Below are 17,266 nucleotides of genomic sequence, written 5' to 3'. Positions count from 1 at the left end.
AAATCGAATATTATGTTGAAAAAACGCCATACCGTCCTACTGCTGTCACTTATGACACTCTGCGCGCTCCTCTTTGGATGCTGCGAAGAGGAGGACCCGGTCATCCCTGTACAGTCCGTAGAAGTCAATAGCGATGGAGCAGTACATCAGCTGGCCTTAGGTGAGACACTCAAGCTCTCCGTGACCATTACTCCGACCAATGCCACTGCCGATGTCATCACCTGGACCTCCTCCGATCCCACGATCGCCACGGTCAGTGATACCGGTGTCGTCACAGCCCTGAAGCCCGGTGAGGTGACCATTACCGTCACCGTGGGTGGGAAGAGCTCCAGCTTTACGCTCACGATCTATGATCCCAAGGCAGGCTTCATCACACTGGACATCACAGAGAAAAGTCTCCTCGTAGGGGATGAGCTCACCCTCACCCCCACAGTGAGTCCCGAGACCCTGAAGGATAAGACCATCACCTGGACCACATCAGACGACAAGGTGGCATCAGTCAGCGATAAGGGTATCGTCAAGGCACTGGCACCCGGCGAGTGTACGATTACTGCAGCGCTCTCCAATGGTGAGACCGCTACGGCAAAGGTGACGGTGACCAATTCCTTCTCCATCAGCCCGACATCCCTTGAGCTATTTCCGGGGGAGGAGAAGACGATTGCCGTAACCGATCCCAAGGAGAGAAGCCTCACTTGGGAGAGCTCCGACCCCTCCATTGCGACAGTCGATGGTAAGGGGAAGGTGACAGCTGTAGCACCCGGGAAGGTGACCGTAACAGCCTCCACGGACACCGGTGAGAAACTCAGCTGCGAAGTCACCGTCAAGACCCCACCCTTGGCGATCGCAAAGTCCACCATCGAGATGAATGTCGGTGATGCCACGATCCTCAAGACTACTGGTGGCTCCGGTGAGTCCCTCGAGTGGGTCAGCTCCGACCCCGCCGTCGCTACAGTCTCTGCGACCGGCAAGGTGACCGGCAAGGCTGCCGGCAAGGCAACGATTACCGCAACGGACAAGAAGATCAACCAAAGTGTCACCTGCGAGGTGACTATTATTGCTGATAGAGCCGTACGTACCATCGAGGTCACGCCACGAGAGATGAAGATCGAGGTGGGGTATGTCCACTTCTACACGCTGACTGTCCTGCCTAAGAATGCCGACAATGCAGAGCTTGATATCTGGTCGGACAACAAGGAGATAGCCGAGCCCACCACCTATAAGGAGAGACCCTGCATCTGGGGCAAGAAGCCTGGCAACACCACGATCCACTTCGCTACTAAGGACAAGAAGCACGAAGCCACGATCAAGGTGATCGTGACTGCCCCGGCTCTTGAGTCTATAGTGCTCAATCCTGCGAGCGTGACACTGAAGCCCGGTGGCACCAAGCAGCTCTCCGTAGTACTTGATCCTGAGGAGGCACTGATGCCTGTCCTCGTCTGGAAGTCGTCTGATACTGCCATTGTCACCGTCGACGATGCCGGCAAGATCACTGCTGTGAAGAATGGCAAGGCGACGATCACAGCGACAGTCAAGGGGAGTACCCTCTCTGCCTCATGCTCCGTCGTGGTTACGGACGAGACGATCCCGGACATTCCCGGTCATGAGCTCTAATTCCTCTCTCACCGATCAGAATCATCAGATAATACAATGAGATACCACCATATAACATATCTACTACTCCCGCTCCTCTGCCTCCTCTTCGGGTGCAAGCAGGAGGGGATCCGCCCGGAGGACGACACAGCATCGTCTGATCCGAGGACGCTCACCTTCCATGCCACGGTAGACGATGCCGTCACCCGTGCCATGGTCGAGGAGATCGATGGATCGCTTGACCTGAGCGTCAAGTTTACACCCAAGGACAAGATCTTACTCTTCGTCTCACAGGCCGACACGACAATTTTCCTCACCACCAAGCCGACCGATGTCGGTACAGATGGCAAGAAGTGTGTCTTCGAGGCTACCCTTCCCGAGGACATCGATATCACTAAGCCGATGACCATCATCGGTTACTCGGGTCTCCAAGATGCCATTAGATATGGCACAAATCTTCCCTACAGCTTTGTCATGGACAAGGATCAGGTCTACCTGGAGGCAACCCCCATCAACGGCAACGACCTCACGAATATGAGACCACCGGTCTCCTTCTGCCTGAAGGACTGGACGGTCTCCGAGGCTAAGCTGTCCGGTCTTGATGTGACCTTCAGCCACATTGGAGCCTATGAGGTGATCCACGTGACCAATAAGGGGACCAAAGAGACCGTCGCCAATAAAGCAGAGGTCTGCCTGACAGATGTCGCGGCCTCATTCCCTCCTGCGACCCCATGGACCTACGCCTCCGAGTGGGATCGTACGACTAAAAAGAATATGTACCCCTTCCTCAATCTTGCCACAGGTGAGGTCATCATGGCACCCGCCGGATACTCTCCCAAGTCGATCCGCGCAGCCTCTATCCCTGTGGACGGCAAGGGCATCTACGTCAATTGGTTCCTGCCCCGTCCCGGGGCCACCTTCGGCTCCGTGGGTCTCTGCTACAAGAATGGGGTCAGCTACAGGGGAATGGTGAGCACCGCCAGTCTCTCTAACGACCGCCCCATTGAGGTGGGACACGCCTACCATGTCTACGGAGATATACTTGACGATGGGATAGTCCTCAAGACCAAGGGCGGTGACGAGGTGCAGCCCAAGAACCCTCGCATCACCTTCACCACCACCCTCGAGAAGGGATCCAAGATCACCCTCTACACCTACTTCGACTTCCGCGAGCGCGAAAATGCTTTCGTAGACCTCAATGGCAACGGCATCAAGGATTACGGTGAGGGGATAGACAGAGCCATTGGCGAGTACACCAAGACTGTTGATAGCCAGACCATCACCATCTATGGTAAGGCGCAGGCAATCAAGCTCCCCGAGTCCGGCATCACCTCCATGCGCCTCTACGATCAGTCAGACCTGACGCAGCTGGATCTGACTAAGAACGAGATGGATGGTAAGGCTCTCGATCAGATGATGGAGGATCTCCCCGACATCCACCACGTCAAGGCAGACTTCGTCAATCCCAAGACCCTTAGCATTGGGCGCAATCCCGGAGAGGACTCGTGCAACCCCAAGATCGCACTCGACAAGGATTGGATTATTGATATTCCGGTCATCGATGATACTAAGCCCTACATCTACCTCTGGATGGCCAGTAGCACCAGCGATATTTACCTCAATGTCGATGCTGCAGAGGCAGATAGGGAGAACGTCTGGATCGACCTCAATGGCAATGGTATCAAGGATGAGGGCGAGAAGATCACCCGCTTCGGCATGGAGCAGGACAAGATGGTTGCCCTCAGAGCGACTACCTCTAACGTTGTACTCTACGGCAAGGTGACGATGCTCTCCGCACCGGAGAGTGGCATCTTTGCTGTCATCGAGTCCAATCACACGAGCCTCAAGTACGTCGACCTGTCAAGCAATGGTCTTGTGGCATTCTTCCTCAAGGACATGATCAATCTGGAGTACCTCAATGTATCGGATAATAACTTCCAGCTCCAGGCGATACCTTTCCTTGTCGGGTGCTACCCCAAGCTCAAGGTGCTCGATATGAGCAACTCCAATATCTCCGCTGTGACAGGTGGGTTTGGTGAGAATACCGAGCTCGTCTCTCTCAATGCCAATGGCTGCAACCTTGGCAAGATAGACCTCACAGCCAATACTAAGCTCCAGACGCTCCTGCTCTCAGGCAATGGACTCGAGGAGCTCAGCATTGGTCATCTCAAGGATCTGAGGTACCTCGAGGTGATCGGCAATAATATGAAGAGCCCCGCTCTCACGCAGGTCATCTCCGATCTCTGCACCGTACCCGGTAATGTACCCGGTCGACTCTTCGTGGGTGGAAACCCCGGATCCTCCGGCATCGATATATCCCCGGCGATGAAGAAAAATTGGCAGGTGGATATCGATCACCTCAAGGGAGACAACTACATCTTCCGCCCCGGATTTAAGGGAGAGAAGTGGTAACGCATAGATCATACCATCCACAGACACCTTTTATGATTATGAAACATACTAGCCTTACACTCTCGCTCCTCTCACTGCTTGTCCTACTGGGCATGGCAGCCTGCACGGCAGACACCGTCGGGACTCCGGAGACACCTGACCCCGTACAGGGCGACCGCACCTTTACCCTTCACGTCTCTAATCCCACCAAGTCGGGCTTGAGAGCCATCGTGAAGGATCTCAACTCCGACGACATCATCCTCAAGTGGGATAAGGATGCATTCGCAATCCATCTCATATACAGTCAGGAGGGAATGCTTATCGATGGCGGGCGTATCGCCCCGTCGCTGGTCACGATAGACGGCTTAGAGGCGCTGATGGACTTTACACTGCCTCAGTCCGTTGACATCAAAAAGCCCTTTGACCTCTACGCAGTCATCGGACAGGGTGTCAAGATCCGGGACGGCAAGATCCTCACACGCGTCGATGCTCATACGATGTATGCCCTGACCGAGACCTCATCCAATAAGGATGATCTCGCACCTATGTATGCTGTGATCAAGGGCATCACGCTCAAGGATCGAGAGCTGGAGGCGGAGTTTATCCACCTCGGGACGATGGCCTCTGTTGTCATCAAGAATAGCTCTGACAAGCCCTTCAGCATCTCCGGTCTCGCCATGCTCCCCAAGGATGAGACAAAGGCCTTCTACCTGCCCGGCTCGCTCCCCTTTGCCGGAAATGCCGACCTCCCCTATCTCGACATCCTTGATCAGGAGGCTAAGCCGGTGATGATCCGTACAGAGGTCACCTATCCGGTCTACGACATAGCCCCCGGTGAGATCTCCTATGGCGGATTCTGGTTCCGTCCCACGGGAGAGGAGTGTCCTGAGACGGTACTGGCAGCTTACGACAAGACTACCCGCAAAGCGATCCTCAGCAAGCAGTCCAAGCCCGCCAGGGCAGCACTGGAGATAGGCAAGGCCTATGCCCTCTATGCCGAGTGGGATGGTACCGAGCTGAAGCTCCTCGATGAGGAGCCGGAGAATCCTCTACCCGCAGATCAGCCCTACATCGAGCTCACCACCACCAAGGCGGTAGGCGACACGATTAAGCTCAATATTGATGCGCCTATGAGTGAGCGGATCAATGTGTGGGTGGACCTCAATAACGATGGCAAGCGGGAGCGCGGAGAGTATGTCACCACATTCACCGATGAAAAACGCGGATCGGTAATCCCCTTCAAGCTGGGGTCTCAGACGATACGCATCTACGGAGAGGTGACAGCTCTGACTGCTTCTAAGCAGGACATCACAGCCATCGATGCCTCCAATCATCCCGGACTCGAGTCGCTGACGATCGATGAAAATCCGATCACCACACTTGATGTGGGCGACAATAAGTCTCTCCAGTACTTGAGTGCCTACGACTGCGAGATAGAGACCGTCCGACTGCCTATCTCCATTGAGCTCCAGGAGATCTACCTCGCCGGGAATAAGCTCAAGAGACTGATGATCTTTGCCCCGGGTATGTATGGATTTGACGTGAGCGACAATCCCGACCTCTCCAGTCTCCAGTTGGCAGCCCGCAACTACCCAATGCTGATGGTTGCCAGCTTCAGTGGGTGTAAGCTCGACAAGGATATGATCGAGGGCGTCTACAATAAGTTTGCCGCGGAGCAAGCGGTACCGAAGTACTACGACTGGATGTATACCGTCCAATCATATGACAACCCCGGCTCCAAGGATGCGGACTTTATGATCGCTGTCAATAAGGGCTGGACCGTCTACCAGACGAGTAAGGACACGCCTGATGGCAAGGAGTGATCTAAATCCTCTGAGCTAATCCTCCTCCCGGAGGTCAGCCGATAGATCCCTTCATAGAGGAGGGGGCAGAGTAATGACAGACTCTGCCCCCTCCTCTTTTTTTTGGTATTACTACCACGCTTCCCCATACGAGGGCATCGCGACATCCTTCCTGAGGGGGGGGTATCCACTGGCTGAGAGTCATAGGGCTCCCCCTTCATCTGCGCACAGTAATCCGGTCTGCAGCCCCTACCAGTCGTAAGGAGTGCCACATAAGGTGATGCGCAGGGGTGACGCATATGAGTGGCACATAAGCCACTCAACTCACTGTGAAGAGTGGGAACGATGCACCCCTTGCGGGTGCCCGCTTCCTAGCCACCGGTCGAGGGGCGTAGCCCCGAAGACCCGTGGACCGGGCATTGCAAGCGATCCCACGACCCCGCAAGGGTGTCGCACAATCAAGCCTCGCCCCTGCGGGATCGGCAGGCGGGAGCATCTCGGCGAGGGGTGAAAATGCCCGAAAATCCCAAAATTGTAAGGTAGAGATGACACGTTGTACAATCAATTCAAAAAACCTTTGTATATTTGCACACAGAGGTACATGTTTTCCCTCGATTTTTTCGGTTTCTGCGGTTTTTTTGGTCGTAAAGGACTCACATACAGATCTTCAAAGATTTGACCCTCGCAGACCATATTCCATTAAAACAAGGATTAAGACTCGATTCCGGCACTTGTCTTTGCCTGCAAAGCCTTATACCTCGCAGACCATATTCCATTAAAACAAGGATTAAGACGGATAATGTCTCATAATAAGCTTACTCATAATTGCGATCTCGCAGACCATATTCCATTAAAACAAGGATTAAGACGCTCTCCATGAGCGGGATAAGGTTTCGCTGTTTTTTACTCGCAGACCATATTCCATTAAAACAAGGATTAAGACCTTGTCCTTTACCACGATATACGTGGATCGGTCTCTCGCAGACCATATTCCATTAAAACAAGGATTAAGACCCACGAGGGTGGCTTTCTGTATCGGTTTCATAGGTCTCGCAGACCATATTCCATTAAAACAAGGTTTAAGACTGTGAGACGATAAGCGGGCTAACCGGTAGGGGAGACCCCGAAGGGGTCCGTTTTCCATAGCCCGGTGGTCGAGGCACGAAGTGCCGATGACCCCAGGTTACTTGCGATATGCCTTATATATACGACCCCGATAGGGTGTCGGTCCCTCTATGAGCTCGCCATTACGAGCGACGCCCTGGCGGGGTCGTGGGGAGGGCTCTGCTCGGTGACCCGCAAGGAGTCGAGGGGGTAGGGCGGGTCTGGGTACATCGGTCACCGCTTCGCAGATGACCGATGCCTATGGAGCGAGCACCCTCCGGGTGCCTCACGGTTCGTCCGACTTGTCCGACCCGTCCGACCCGTCCGATAAGAGGTCACCACAGAGAGGGACGTCCTTTTTAGCTATAGCATGGCCCCCGCCTGACCAAGCTGCAGAGAGGCTGTGAATTGCAATTTTGATTACCTTTGTCGTGGGGTGGAGGTCTTATCATCAGCACCAAGAGTAGCAAGAGACATCATGGGTATCAAGAAAGTGTACAACAGCAGGCAAGGTCAGTGGCTCAGGAAGCTCCTCGGCATCAGCAAGGGAGAGGTACTGCCTACCCCCCACGAGCTGCGCATCGTACGCGTGACGAGCAAGAGTATGCTGCGCGACTTTGTCGAGTATCCTGTGAGTCTCTACAAGGGGAGTCCCTACTACTGCCCACCGCTCATCGACGGCGACATGGACACCCTCACCAAGGGCAAAAACCCAACCCTTGAGCACTGCGACTACGTCTGCTACCTCGCCTACCGCGGTGACCGCATCGTGGGGCGCATCGCCGGGATGATCAATCACAACTGCAACGAGCGGTGGCACCAAAATCGTGCCCGCTTTGGCTTCTTTGACTTCGAGGACGATGAGGAGGTGGTCGATGCCCTGATGGATGCGGTAAGGAAGTGGGCCAATGACTACGCCTGCGATGAGCTGGTGGGGCCACTGGGCTTCACCGACATGGACCGCGAGGGGATGCTGATCGAGGGCTTCAGCCAGGTCGCCACCTTCATCGAGAATTACAATTACCCCTACTACCCCAAGCACATGGATCGTATGGGGTTTGAGAAAGATGTCGACTGGCTCGGCTTCCGGATCATCCCGCCGCACACCGTCCCGGAGCGGTACCGCAAGGGGGCCGATCTCGTCCGGCGGAGATACAATCTTGAGGCCTTCATCGTACACGATCGCAAGCGCCTCGTGGAGGAGTATGCAGATGACATCTTCGACCTCTTCAATCGCACCTACAGCAACCTCTATGGTGCCAGCGTGCTCACCAAGGCAGAGACGCAGCAGCTCATCGACACCTTCCTCCCGCTGATCAACACCGACCTCATCGGGCTCGTGCGTCAGGTCTCGGATGGGAAGCTCGTCGGCTTCGGGGTCGCCATGCCCTCGATCACCAAGGCACTGCAGCGCTCGCAGGGCAAGCTTTGGCCCTTTGGCTTCATCCCGATCATGAAGGCGCTCAAGAGCCGCAAGGCGGAGGTGATGGACCTGATGCTCATCGCCGTCGACCCGGAGTATCAGGGCAAGGGACTCATTGCGCTCCTCTTTGATCTCATGATCCCGGTCGTACAGCAGTATGGCGTCCGCTTCCTCGAGTCCAATCTAGAGCTGGAACACAATGTCCACGTGCAGGTGCAGTGGAATTTCTTCCGCAAGATCCACCACAAGACCCACCGCTGCTACGTCACTCCACTGACAGAGAGGGGCGAGGAGCTCGCCAAGAGACGGCGCGCGAAGAGGGCAAAGGAGGAGGCGCAGAGAGACGAGGATCAGCCCAATAGACTGCTGATGCCCCGCACCTCCGTGGAGGAAATGAAGAAATACGAAGGAGAGAATAGGTAAATGACCGACGCAGAAGAGAAGACCGTCCTGCCTACCACACCCGACCCCCTCTACCAGGAGGATAAGATCGTCACCCTCGACCCGATGGAGCACATCCGGCTCCGTCCCGGTATGTACATCGGCAAGCTGGGCGATGGCACAGCTCCCGACGACGGCATCTACGTCCTCCTCAAGGAGGTGATCGACAACTCCATCGACGAGTACACGATGGGGTACGGCAAGCACATCTACATCACGATCGACGAGGAGGAGCATCGCCACGTCACCGTCCGCGACCACGGGCGAGGCATCCCCCAGGGCTCTCTCGCCAAGGCCGTAGGCACGATGAATACCGGTGCCAAATACGACAACGAGGTCTTCAAGAAGTCTGTCGGGCTCAATGGCGTCGGGCTCAAGGCGGTCAATGCCCTCTCCACCCGCATGGCGGTCTCCTCTTACCGCGACGGTACGGTGAAGACGGTCGTCTTCGAGAGGGGGAAGCTCGTCGAGGAGGGCGACATACTGCCCGCCCCCGGCGAGCACGACGGCACCTTCGTCGACTACTACGCCGATCCGGACATCTTCCGCAACTACCGCTACCAGCAGGAGTACGTCCACAGCATGATCCGGATGTACACCTACCTGCAGCCGGGGCTGACGATCCACCTCAATGGCACCCGCTTCATCTCCCGCAATGGTCTCCTCGACCTCCTCGAGGACAATATGACCTCCACCCCGCTCTACCCCATCATCCATCTGCAGGGCGACGACATCGAGGTGGCGATCACGCACTCCACCCAGTACGGCGAGGAGTACTACTCCTTTGTCAACGGGCAGAATACCCTCCACGGCGGGACCCACCTCTCCGCCTTCAAGGAGGCGATCGGCAAGACGGTGAAGGAGTTTTTCGACAAGAGCTACGACTACAACGACATCCGCTCCGGCATCACCGCCGCCATCAGCATCCGGATCCAGGAGCCGGTATTCGAGTCGCAGACCAAGACCAAGCTCGGCAGTCGCGAGATCTCCGAGGGCGGCATCTCGATCCAGAAGTTTGTCATCGACTTCGTCAAGCTCCAGCTCGACAACTACCTCCACAAGCACCCCGACACCGCCGAGATCCTGCAGAAGAAGGTGGTCGACAACGAGCGGGAGCGGAAGGCCCTCCAGGGCATCTCCAAGAAAGCCAAGGAGCGTGTCAAGAAAGCCTCCCTCTACAATAAGAAGCTCCGCGACTGCACCGTCCACTTCAATGACCCCAAGGCTAAGGACCCGGAGCGCACCGAGATCTTCATCACCGAGGGACTCTCCGCCAGCGGCAGCATCACCCAGAGCCGCGATCCCGAGTACCAGGCGGTCTTCTCCCTCCGTGGCAAGCCACTCAACTCGTACGGCCTCTCCAAGAAAGTGGTGTACGAGAATGAGGAATTCAACCTCCTCCAGGCCGCCCTCAATATCGAGGACGGGCTCGAGGACCTCCGCTACAATCGCGTTATCGTCGCCACCGATGCCGATGTGGACGGGATGCACATACGCCTGCTGATCATCACCTTCTTCCTCCAGTTCTTCCCCGAGCTGATCCGAGAGAATCACGTCTTCATCCTCCAGACGCCCCTCTTCCGCGTGCGAGACCGGCAGGGCAAGGAGATCATCTACTGCTACGATGAGCGGGAGCGCAATGAGGCGATGAAGAAGATCGGCAAGAGCGCCTCCGTCACCCGATTTAAGGGTCTCGGAGAGATCAAGCCGGAGGAGTTTGGCAACTTCATCGGCGAGAATATGCGGCTCGACCCCGTGGTGATGAAGAAGGAGGACAACGTCCCCGAGCTGCTAAAGTTCTACATGGGCACCAATAGCCGCGAGCGGCAGGACTTCATCGTAGACAACCTTGAGACCGATGACATCTAATGAGTAAGCCCCTCATCGGCGTCTTCGCCGGCTCCTTCGATCCCTTCACGATAGGGCACGACGACCTCGTCCGCCGCGCCCTTGGCGTCGTCGATGAGCTGCACATCCTCGTGGGGGTCAATGTCGGCAAGCAGTACGACACGGCACCCGATGTGCGGGTGCAGCAGATCGCCGAGCTCTATCGCGACGAGCCGCGCATCACCGTCACCTCCTCCGAGGGGCTCACAGCCCACTACGCTCGGCGGGTGGGTGCTACGATACTCATCCGCGGCATCCGCTCCGTGAGAGATATGGAGGCAGAGCGAGAGATGGCGGAGACCAACCTCAGCCACTTCGGCCTCGACACCTTCTTCTTCTTCACCCGCCCCGAGCTTGCCGCCATCTCCTCCCACCTCGTCCGGGAGCTCGCCCACTTCGGCGAGGACGTCACCCCCTACCTCCCCAAGAAGCTCTCACATCCCGAGGAGCGGTGACCGCATCACGGCGAGGAGGCTATTTCTCACAAGTAGGTAGGGAGTCAGGAGTCGCATCAGCACCCCGGTACTCGCTCCATAGGCATCGGTCATTCGCGGAGGAGATGGACGCGCTTGAGCATTATAGATAAGCAAAACGCACCTCTTTGTGGTGACCTCTTATCGGACAAGTCGGACGAGTAGGACGTGTCGGACGAACCGCAACGCACCCCGACAGGGGTGCTCGCTCCATGAGAATGTTGCACGAAGTGCCATTCTCGCACATTTGTTTCAAATGTGCTGAGACTTTGCACGAAGGATGAGATGCAAGGCGCTGAGGATGAGACCGAAGGGAGCGTACTCACGTACGTGACCGAGGTCGAATTCCGAAAGCAACGCAGCAGATCGCCTTCGTGCAATAGTCTCTCCATAGGCATCGGTCATCCGCGAAGCGGTGACCGATGTGCAGCGACCCGCCCTTACCCCCTCGACCCCTTGCGGGTCGCCGAGCAAAGCCCCCCTGCGACCCCGCAAGGGTGTCGCACTCCCTCGGGTAGGCTGACGGGGCGTCACCCTAGGAGGGGCGTATATCTTATATGCGTCTCGTCTCCTAATACCGGTATTAGATCAAGCCCCTATCCATCGGGCATTGGCCCCCCGGGAAAGGACACCCGGAGGAGCTGATCAGTCTGTAGTCACTATGTCGTGCAGGGTTTTATAGTCCTTCACCACGCCAAATCTCAGGGTGCTGTCTGAGATGGAGGCAAAGTGCCGGCTCGCACACTCAATCTTGGCACGCTCCACCTCCCTCAGCTGCGTCACCGCCTGCGAGCCCTTTGTCTCCGCTACGAAGTAGATGTGCTTCACCGCTCCCTCGCGGAATACCACAGCCCAGTCCGGATTATACTTACCCACCGGCGTATTGATATAGAAGCCACGGGGCAACTTCGTATAGACCTCCACCTCCTTCTGCCGCTCCAGCTCCTCGGCAAAGTTCTTCTCCACCCCCTGGCTGTCCACCACCACCAGGTTATAGAGCGACTTCTCACTCGCAATAGCATCGATACCGAGCCGGCCCCTCAGCTCCTGCTCCGTAAAGATACTCGCCTCGTGCCGCTGCTCCATCTTGTGGTAGGCGATATGCTCGATCACCGCCACCGCCTTCTGCTCATTGATCAGGTTTCCCGCACGGATGATGAATTCCTCCGGATTCTGATGATACATGGCAAAGGTCTCCGGCTTCACCTTCCATAGGATCTCCGCAATCGTACTCCGCTTCAGCCCCGTAAGCTGCACCAGCTCCCCCAGCAGGTCATACTTCACGCCGGGTGCCACCGCCTCATCAAGGCCGATATTCTGCGTCTCACTTACCGTCATTGAGCGTCCCGCCTTCAGCTGCTCACGTGATTGGATATTCTCCAGCGAGCCGGAGGTGAGTGCCACGCGGATCTGTGTCACGTGTAGCGACTGGTCCAGACTCTTAAACGACTGTTCTATCAGACACTCTGTCTCAAAGTCCACCTCATAGTAGGTCTTGCTATTGATCCGCTTCCACAGCTCCTGAAACTCCTTTCTCTTAAAGAAATCCCCTCTAAACCTTGCCACCGTCTTACCACGCCCATCGCTAACCTTTATGGCTGCCGGATCAAAGACCTTATCCAGCACCTGCATGATAGCCGCTTCACACCCCTTCCACTCATCCAGCATGAGGGCGCCTTGCTCCTTATCCTGAAAGTACTTAGGCGTCAGTCTCTGCTTCTTCACATAGCCACCGGTGATCAGCTCCTCCATAATACTCGCTGCCTCACCCGGCGTGACCACCCTACTCACCCCATCGGCACGCTCCATCTGCCTGCCGGTAAATAGGTCACTCGTCACCAGCATAGCCCGCGAAGTGATACTCTCCGCCAGCTCCCTCTGCAGTGCTTCTGAGAAGTGCCTGTAGCTCTCACTCGCCACCACCGTGAGGATATTGGTATCATACACCCCATCCCCCAGCAGGTCGCTATCCTGCCGCTCCCCCTGCTGATTCACACAGAGACGCATCCCGCGCCCCACCTCCTGCCGCTTTTTCACCTCGCTATCACTCTGCTTCAGCGTACAGATCTGGAATACATTCGGGTTATCCCACCCCTCCTTCAGTGCCGAGTGGGAGAAGATAAAGCGCGTCGGCTCCTCCAGCGAGAGGAGTCGCTCCTTATCCCGCATGATCAATTGATAGGCATCCGGGTCATTTGCCTCCGTCTCCCCCCGCTTCACCTTGGAGTCAATCAGCTTCCCCTTCTTATCCCTTGAGAAATAGCCGGCGTGCGTCGCCTCCGGATCTATTCCCTTGAGATAAGCCCGATATCCCTCGTCCAGGTCAGCACTATCCAGCAGCTCCTTCGTCGCTGCTCGATACTCCTCCTCAAAGATCTCCGCCCAGCGGCCCTTCTCCGTCTCCCCGCCGGCCTCATAGAGGCGGTACTTCTCCACCGCATCGATGAAGAAGAGGCTCAGCACCTTGATCCCCTGTCGGTAGAGACTCTGCTCCCGCTCCAGGTGCTTCTCGATCGTCGTCCTGATCTGGATCCTCCGGATCGCCTCCTCCGTGATGTTGCCGATCGCCTGTCCCTCATACACCTCCTGACCGCTGCTCAGGCGGATACAGCCCCTCGCCCCATCGATAAGCTCGATGATGAAGCCATCCCGGTACCCCTCGAGCTCTCCACTCTCCCGGTAGAGGTCAAATCCCTCACCCACCAAGCGTGTCGCGGTCCGCAGCCCCGTCCTGCTCGTCGCATCGTAGGAGATACGGGCACTCGGGGCAGCCCCCTTTTTCTTCGCCAGCACGATCGCATCCAGATAGAGATAGCCACTCGTCCCCGTCGTCCCCACCTGCTCCACACCGATCACCTCGATCTTCTTCACCAGTCGTCTATTAAAGGCATCGATCGCATCGAGTCGATAGACCTGATTGTAGGTATCCCCCTTACGGTGCGTCGCACTATAGAGGAGGGCAAAGAGCGGGTGGAAGCTCTTAAGCCCCTCGCGCGTCTTATTTTTCCTATTCACCCCCAGCACACTCTGCGGCTCATCGATGATCAAGATCGGGCGTGTCGCCGCAATCACATCGATCGGACGGCGGTACCCAAAGGCCTCCAGTGCCATCCTGATCCGTCGCGCATCCTTCCCTGTGGCATTAAAGGCCTGGGTATTGATCACCATCACCTGGATCTTGGCATCCGAGGCAAATTGATCAATCGCCGTCAGGTTGGCGCTGTCGTAGACAAAGTACTGCATCCGCTCCCCATACTGCTCCGCAAAGTGATCCGCCGTCGAGGCGAGGCTCTTCAGCACACCCTCACGTATCGCCACACTCGGCACCACGACGATAAACTTCGTCCAGCCGTAGTGCTTATTCAGCTCATACATCGTCTTGATATAGGTATATGTCTTGCCCGTACCGGTCTCCATCTCGATGCTGAGTGCCAGCATACCGCTGTCGTCTCGCTGTAGCTTATCGATCGGCTCCAGATCTTGCCGCAGCTGCACCTCCCGCACATTACTCATCAGTGCTTCGTCACGCAGCTGGATAGCTCCATTTCGAAACCCCTCGATCTCCAGAGACAGCCTCTGCGGTATCATCCCACCTAAGACACGCTGCCGACCGATATCCGTACGGTAGGCAAATCCCTCCTGCAGGGGCTGCCCCCTAAAGACATCCACCACCGCCTGAGCCGCTTCCCCCTGAAATCTCTGATGCTTGTACTGTATCTTCATCGCCTATCCCCTCCCGCTCAGATCACACGAATGTTGCGGTACGACTCCTCCTCACTCCAGCTGCACAGCTGCTTAAATTGCTCATATACATTGAGCTTATCGGCATCTGTCGCAAAGCTCGACTCACGGAAGATCAGCCGCTGCGGTGAGAGCCCGGCAATGTACCGGATCGTCTCCAGCGGGATCTCCTCCTCAAAGCAGGCGACCAGCGCTCCATCATTGACGACGAAGAGCTCCTTGCCGGCTACCTCCTCACGTCTGATCGGCAGACTCAGCTCCACACCCCAGTCCACCATACAGCCAAAGAGCAGGTCCAGCGGGGTGCGATCCCGCTTCACGCTATCCACCTGGCTGAAGAGGCTTGCTTGACTCACCTTCCCCGGCTCAAAGTAGACCTCCTCCATATTGGACGAGTCGAGCCGAAGCACACGGAAGCCTATGTCCAGGTCATCGCCCAGCAGCCCCAGCTCCTCCTTGATCTGACGGCCGGCCCGACGGATCCGCTCCTTCCCGATCTCACAGATGGTATCATAGCCCGCCTTGCGTGCCTCACTCCCCTCCGGAGTCTTCTCCGGCAGCTGCACCATGATGTACTTACGCTTACCGCCATCCTCCGCATTCAGCTGCATCACCGCATGCGCCGTCGTCGCCGACCCGCTAAAGAAGTCAAGGATAAGGGAGTCTTTATCGGAACCTATTTGACAAAAGTCATAAAGCAGCTGTAGTGGCTTAGGATTGCTAAAAAGACGTTCAGCTTGTAATATATCTTCTAATTCTCGAGTGCCATTTCCACTTGAATACTCAGGCTTATAGAATAAAGTTTTGGGTTTTCTACTAGGTAGCTCACCTATTTCAGGGCGTTGTTTCTTATAGAGAGTAATACCTCGTTTGGTTCTGCTTACTATTATTTCTTCTGCGTCATTGCGGATTCTATCACTCCCCCAACGCCATCTTGCCTCGCGTCCTTTGACGCGAGGCAAGATGGCATCTCCAACACCAGCTTTTTCCTGTTGATCGATATATGAATACAAATATTCATCGTTGAATGTTTTTGTGTTAGAGTCATAGAACTTGTCTAATTCCTCTTTTGGTGGAATAATAAGTTTGTCTTGAGCGGTTACAAAGATGGGGTACCAAAGTCGAGGGCGATGCTCTCTAGGTGAGTTGGTTCCAGTACTGACCAATCCAGCCCCTCTTTTATAATAACCAACATTATCAACTTCCCAGTCAAAATCAACCGTTTCTTCGTCTATCGACAGTCCATTGAGAATAACTTGATCGTATCTCTTCGCATATACAAGTGTGTACTCATGTGTTCCTGCAAATCCGAACTGATCTTGATTGCCCTTGAGGTTCATAATCGTAGGAAGTTCTCCTACGAAGTTGGAGGGACCGAAAACCTCATCGCATATTTTGCGGAGGTTGTGGACTTCGTTGTCGTCTATGGAGATGAAGATGACGCCATCACTGGAGAGTAGGGTGCGGGCGACGAGTAGTCGGCTGTAGATCATGGAGCACCAGTCGGAGTGGTAGCGGGGGTTGGAGTCGAGGTTGCGGCGTAGGCGGTTGCCCTCCTCATCGAGGTTGCCCATCGCCTCGTCCTGCTCCTCACGACTCACGGAGAAGTCGTCATTGTAGACAAAGTCGTTTCCGGTATTGTAGGGCGGATCGATGTAGATCATCTTCACCTTACCGATGTAGGCGGTCTGGAGGAGCTTCAGTACCGCTAGGTTGTCGCCCTCGATATAGAGGTTTTGGGTGCTCTCCCACGCCACACTCTCCTCCTCCACTGGGCGGAGAGTCTGGCGGGTAGGCTTTGCCGCCTCCCGCTTCGCATCCTGCTTGCCGACCCAGTAGAAGCCATAGCGCTCCTCATCAGCATCGGCGATCGCATTGCCCAGCATCTCGCGAAGGTGGTCAAAGTCCACCTTATAGGTAAGCTTATCGCCCTCCCCTCGTACCTCCGTAAAGGCAGAGGGGACCAACTGCCTGAGTGCCTCCAGCGTAAAGTCACTCGGCGCTGCCGAGGTGAGCCCAAGTCTCTTAAATTCCATAAGCTGTTGTATTGATTTGTTCTCCTCAAATCTACCTTTTTCCCGCCACCTCGCCAATTTGCCTGCCCCCTCTCCCAGGGGTGACGCATTTGATCCTTACAGCTATGGAGCGGGCACCCACAAGGGGTGTATCGTTCCCCGCTTCGCGGATGACCGATGCCTATGGAGCGAGCACCCTTCGGGGGCCTCACGGATGAGCCCCCGCCTGTATGCGATTACCCTAAAGCTCAAGCGCATCACGCCTTGGCTGGGGCATAATCAGCGGTGGAAAATACCCAAAAATCCCAAAATTGTAAGGTAGGGCTAATTCGCATTTTGATGTGCTGGGAGGGGGAGGAAAATAGAGATTACCTTTGTTGAGGAGAGGGATTCAGGAGA

At 55.9% G+C, this 17,266-nt stretch carries 8 protein-coding genes and 1 CRISPR repeat array; of the genes, 6 read left to right on the top strand and 2 right to left on the bottom strand.

Translation table 11 applies throughout. From position 1 onward, the window contains the following. The first annotated feature begins 12 nt into the window (after positions 1-12). From AC1EKE_RS07785 to coaD, 6 genes are all read left to right on the top strand, one after another. A complete protein-coding gene (locus tag AC1EKE_RS07785) occupies positions 13-1,611 on the top strand; it encodes an Ig-like domain-containing protein (RefSeq protein WP_480308941.1) in 1,599 nt (532 codons plus the stop codon). A 36-nt stretch (positions 1,612-1,647) separates the two neighbouring features. Beyond that, positions 1,648-4,002, top strand: coding sequence for a leucine-rich repeat domain-containing protein (locus AC1EKE_RS07780; RefSeq protein WP_480308939.1), 2,355 nt, complete (start codon positions 1,648-1,650; stop codon positions 4,000-4,002). Between the two features lie 38 nt (positions 4,003-4,040). Continuing rightward, positions 4,041-5,804, top strand: a complete 1,764-nt coding sequence (locus AC1EKE_RS07775; RefSeq protein ID WP_480308938.1) for a hypothetical protein — start codon at positions 4,041-4,043, stop codon at positions 5,802-5,804. 660 nt (positions 5,805-6,464) lie between these two features. Further along, a CRISPR array of direct repeats spans positions 6,465-6,869; the repeat unit is 37 nt; unit sequence CTCGCAGACCATATTCCATTAAAACAAGGATTAAGAC. Positions 6,870-7,365: 496 nt separating this feature from the next. Then, positions 7,366-8,733, top strand: coding sequence for a hypothetical protein (locus tag AC1EKE_RS07770; protein ID WP_296158524.1), 1,368 nt, complete (start codon positions 7,366-7,368; stop codon positions 8,731-8,733). Continuing rightward, positions 8,734-10,620: a DNA topoisomerase IV subunit B gene (locus AC1EKE_RS07765; RefSeq protein WP_480308937.1), complete on the top strand. Its 1,887-nt coding sequence runs from the start codon at positions 8,734-8,736 to the stop codon at positions 10,618-10,620. Beyond that, positions 10,620-11,093 carry a pantetheine-phosphate adenylyltransferase gene (gene coaD, locus AC1EKE_RS07760; protein WP_480308936.1) on the top strand — a complete coding sequence of 158 codons (474 nt, stop codon included), beginning with the start codon at positions 10,620-10,622 and terminating at the stop codon, positions 11,091-11,093. Before AC1EKE_RS07765 ends, coaD begins: the two co-directional genes overlap by 1 nt. A 663-nt stretch (positions 11,094-11,756) precedes the next feature. On the opposite strand, the gene AC1EKE_RS07755 is transcribed toward coaD, so the two are convergent. Then, complete coding sequence (locus tag AC1EKE_RS07755; RefSeq protein WP_480308934.1) at positions 11,757-14,834, bottom strand: type III restriction-modification system endonuclease; 3,078 nt, start codon at positions 14,832-14,834, stop codon at positions 11,757-11,759. A 17-nt stretch (positions 14,835-14,851) separates the two neighbouring features. Then, on the bottom strand, positions 14,852-16,888 hold the full coding sequence (locus AC1EKE_RS07750; protein WP_480308932.1) for a site-specific DNA-methyltransferase: 2,037 nt from the start codon (positions 16,886-16,888) through the stop codon (positions 14,852-14,854). Positions 16,889-17,266: the final 378 nt, after the last annotated feature.

This window comes from Porphyromonas sp. C0041D3 (assembly GCF_056590575.1).
This window is presented reverse-complemented; position numbering and strand designations above follow the sequence as displayed.

Bases quoted from the DNA above. Each gene is read 5' to 3' on its own strand.
- AC1EKE_RS07770 (WP_296158524.1), top strand. From the start codon at position 7,366: ATGGGTATCAAGAAAGTGTACAACAGCAGGCAAGGTCAGTGGCTCAGG.
- AC1EKE_RS07765 (WP_480308937.1), top strand. From the start codon at position 8,734: ATGACCGACGCAGAAGAGAAGACCGTCCTGCCTACCACACCCGACCCC.
- coaD (WP_480308936.1), top strand. From the start codon at position 10,620: ATGAGTAAGCCCCTCATCGGCGTCTTCGCCGGCTCCTTCGATCCCTTC.
- AC1EKE_RS07750 (WP_480308932.1), bottom strand. From the start codon at position 16,888: ATGGAATTTAAGAGACTTGGGCTCACCTCGGCAGCGCCGAGTGACTTT.
- AC1EKE_RS07785 (WP_480308941.1), top strand. From the start codon at position 13: ATGTTGAAAAAACGCCATACCGTCCTACTGCTGTCACTTATGACACTC.
- AC1EKE_RS07755 (WP_480308934.1), bottom strand. From the start codon at position 14,834: ATGAAGATACAGTACAAGCATCAGAGATTTCAGGGGGAAGCGGCTCAG.
- AC1EKE_RS07775 (WP_480308938.1), top strand. From the start codon at position 4,041: ATGAAACATACTAGCCTTACACTCTCGCTCCTCTCACTGCTTGTCCTA.
- AC1EKE_RS07780 (WP_480308939.1), top strand. From the start codon at position 1,648: ATGAGATACCACCATATAACATATCTACTACTCCCGCTCCTCTGCCTC.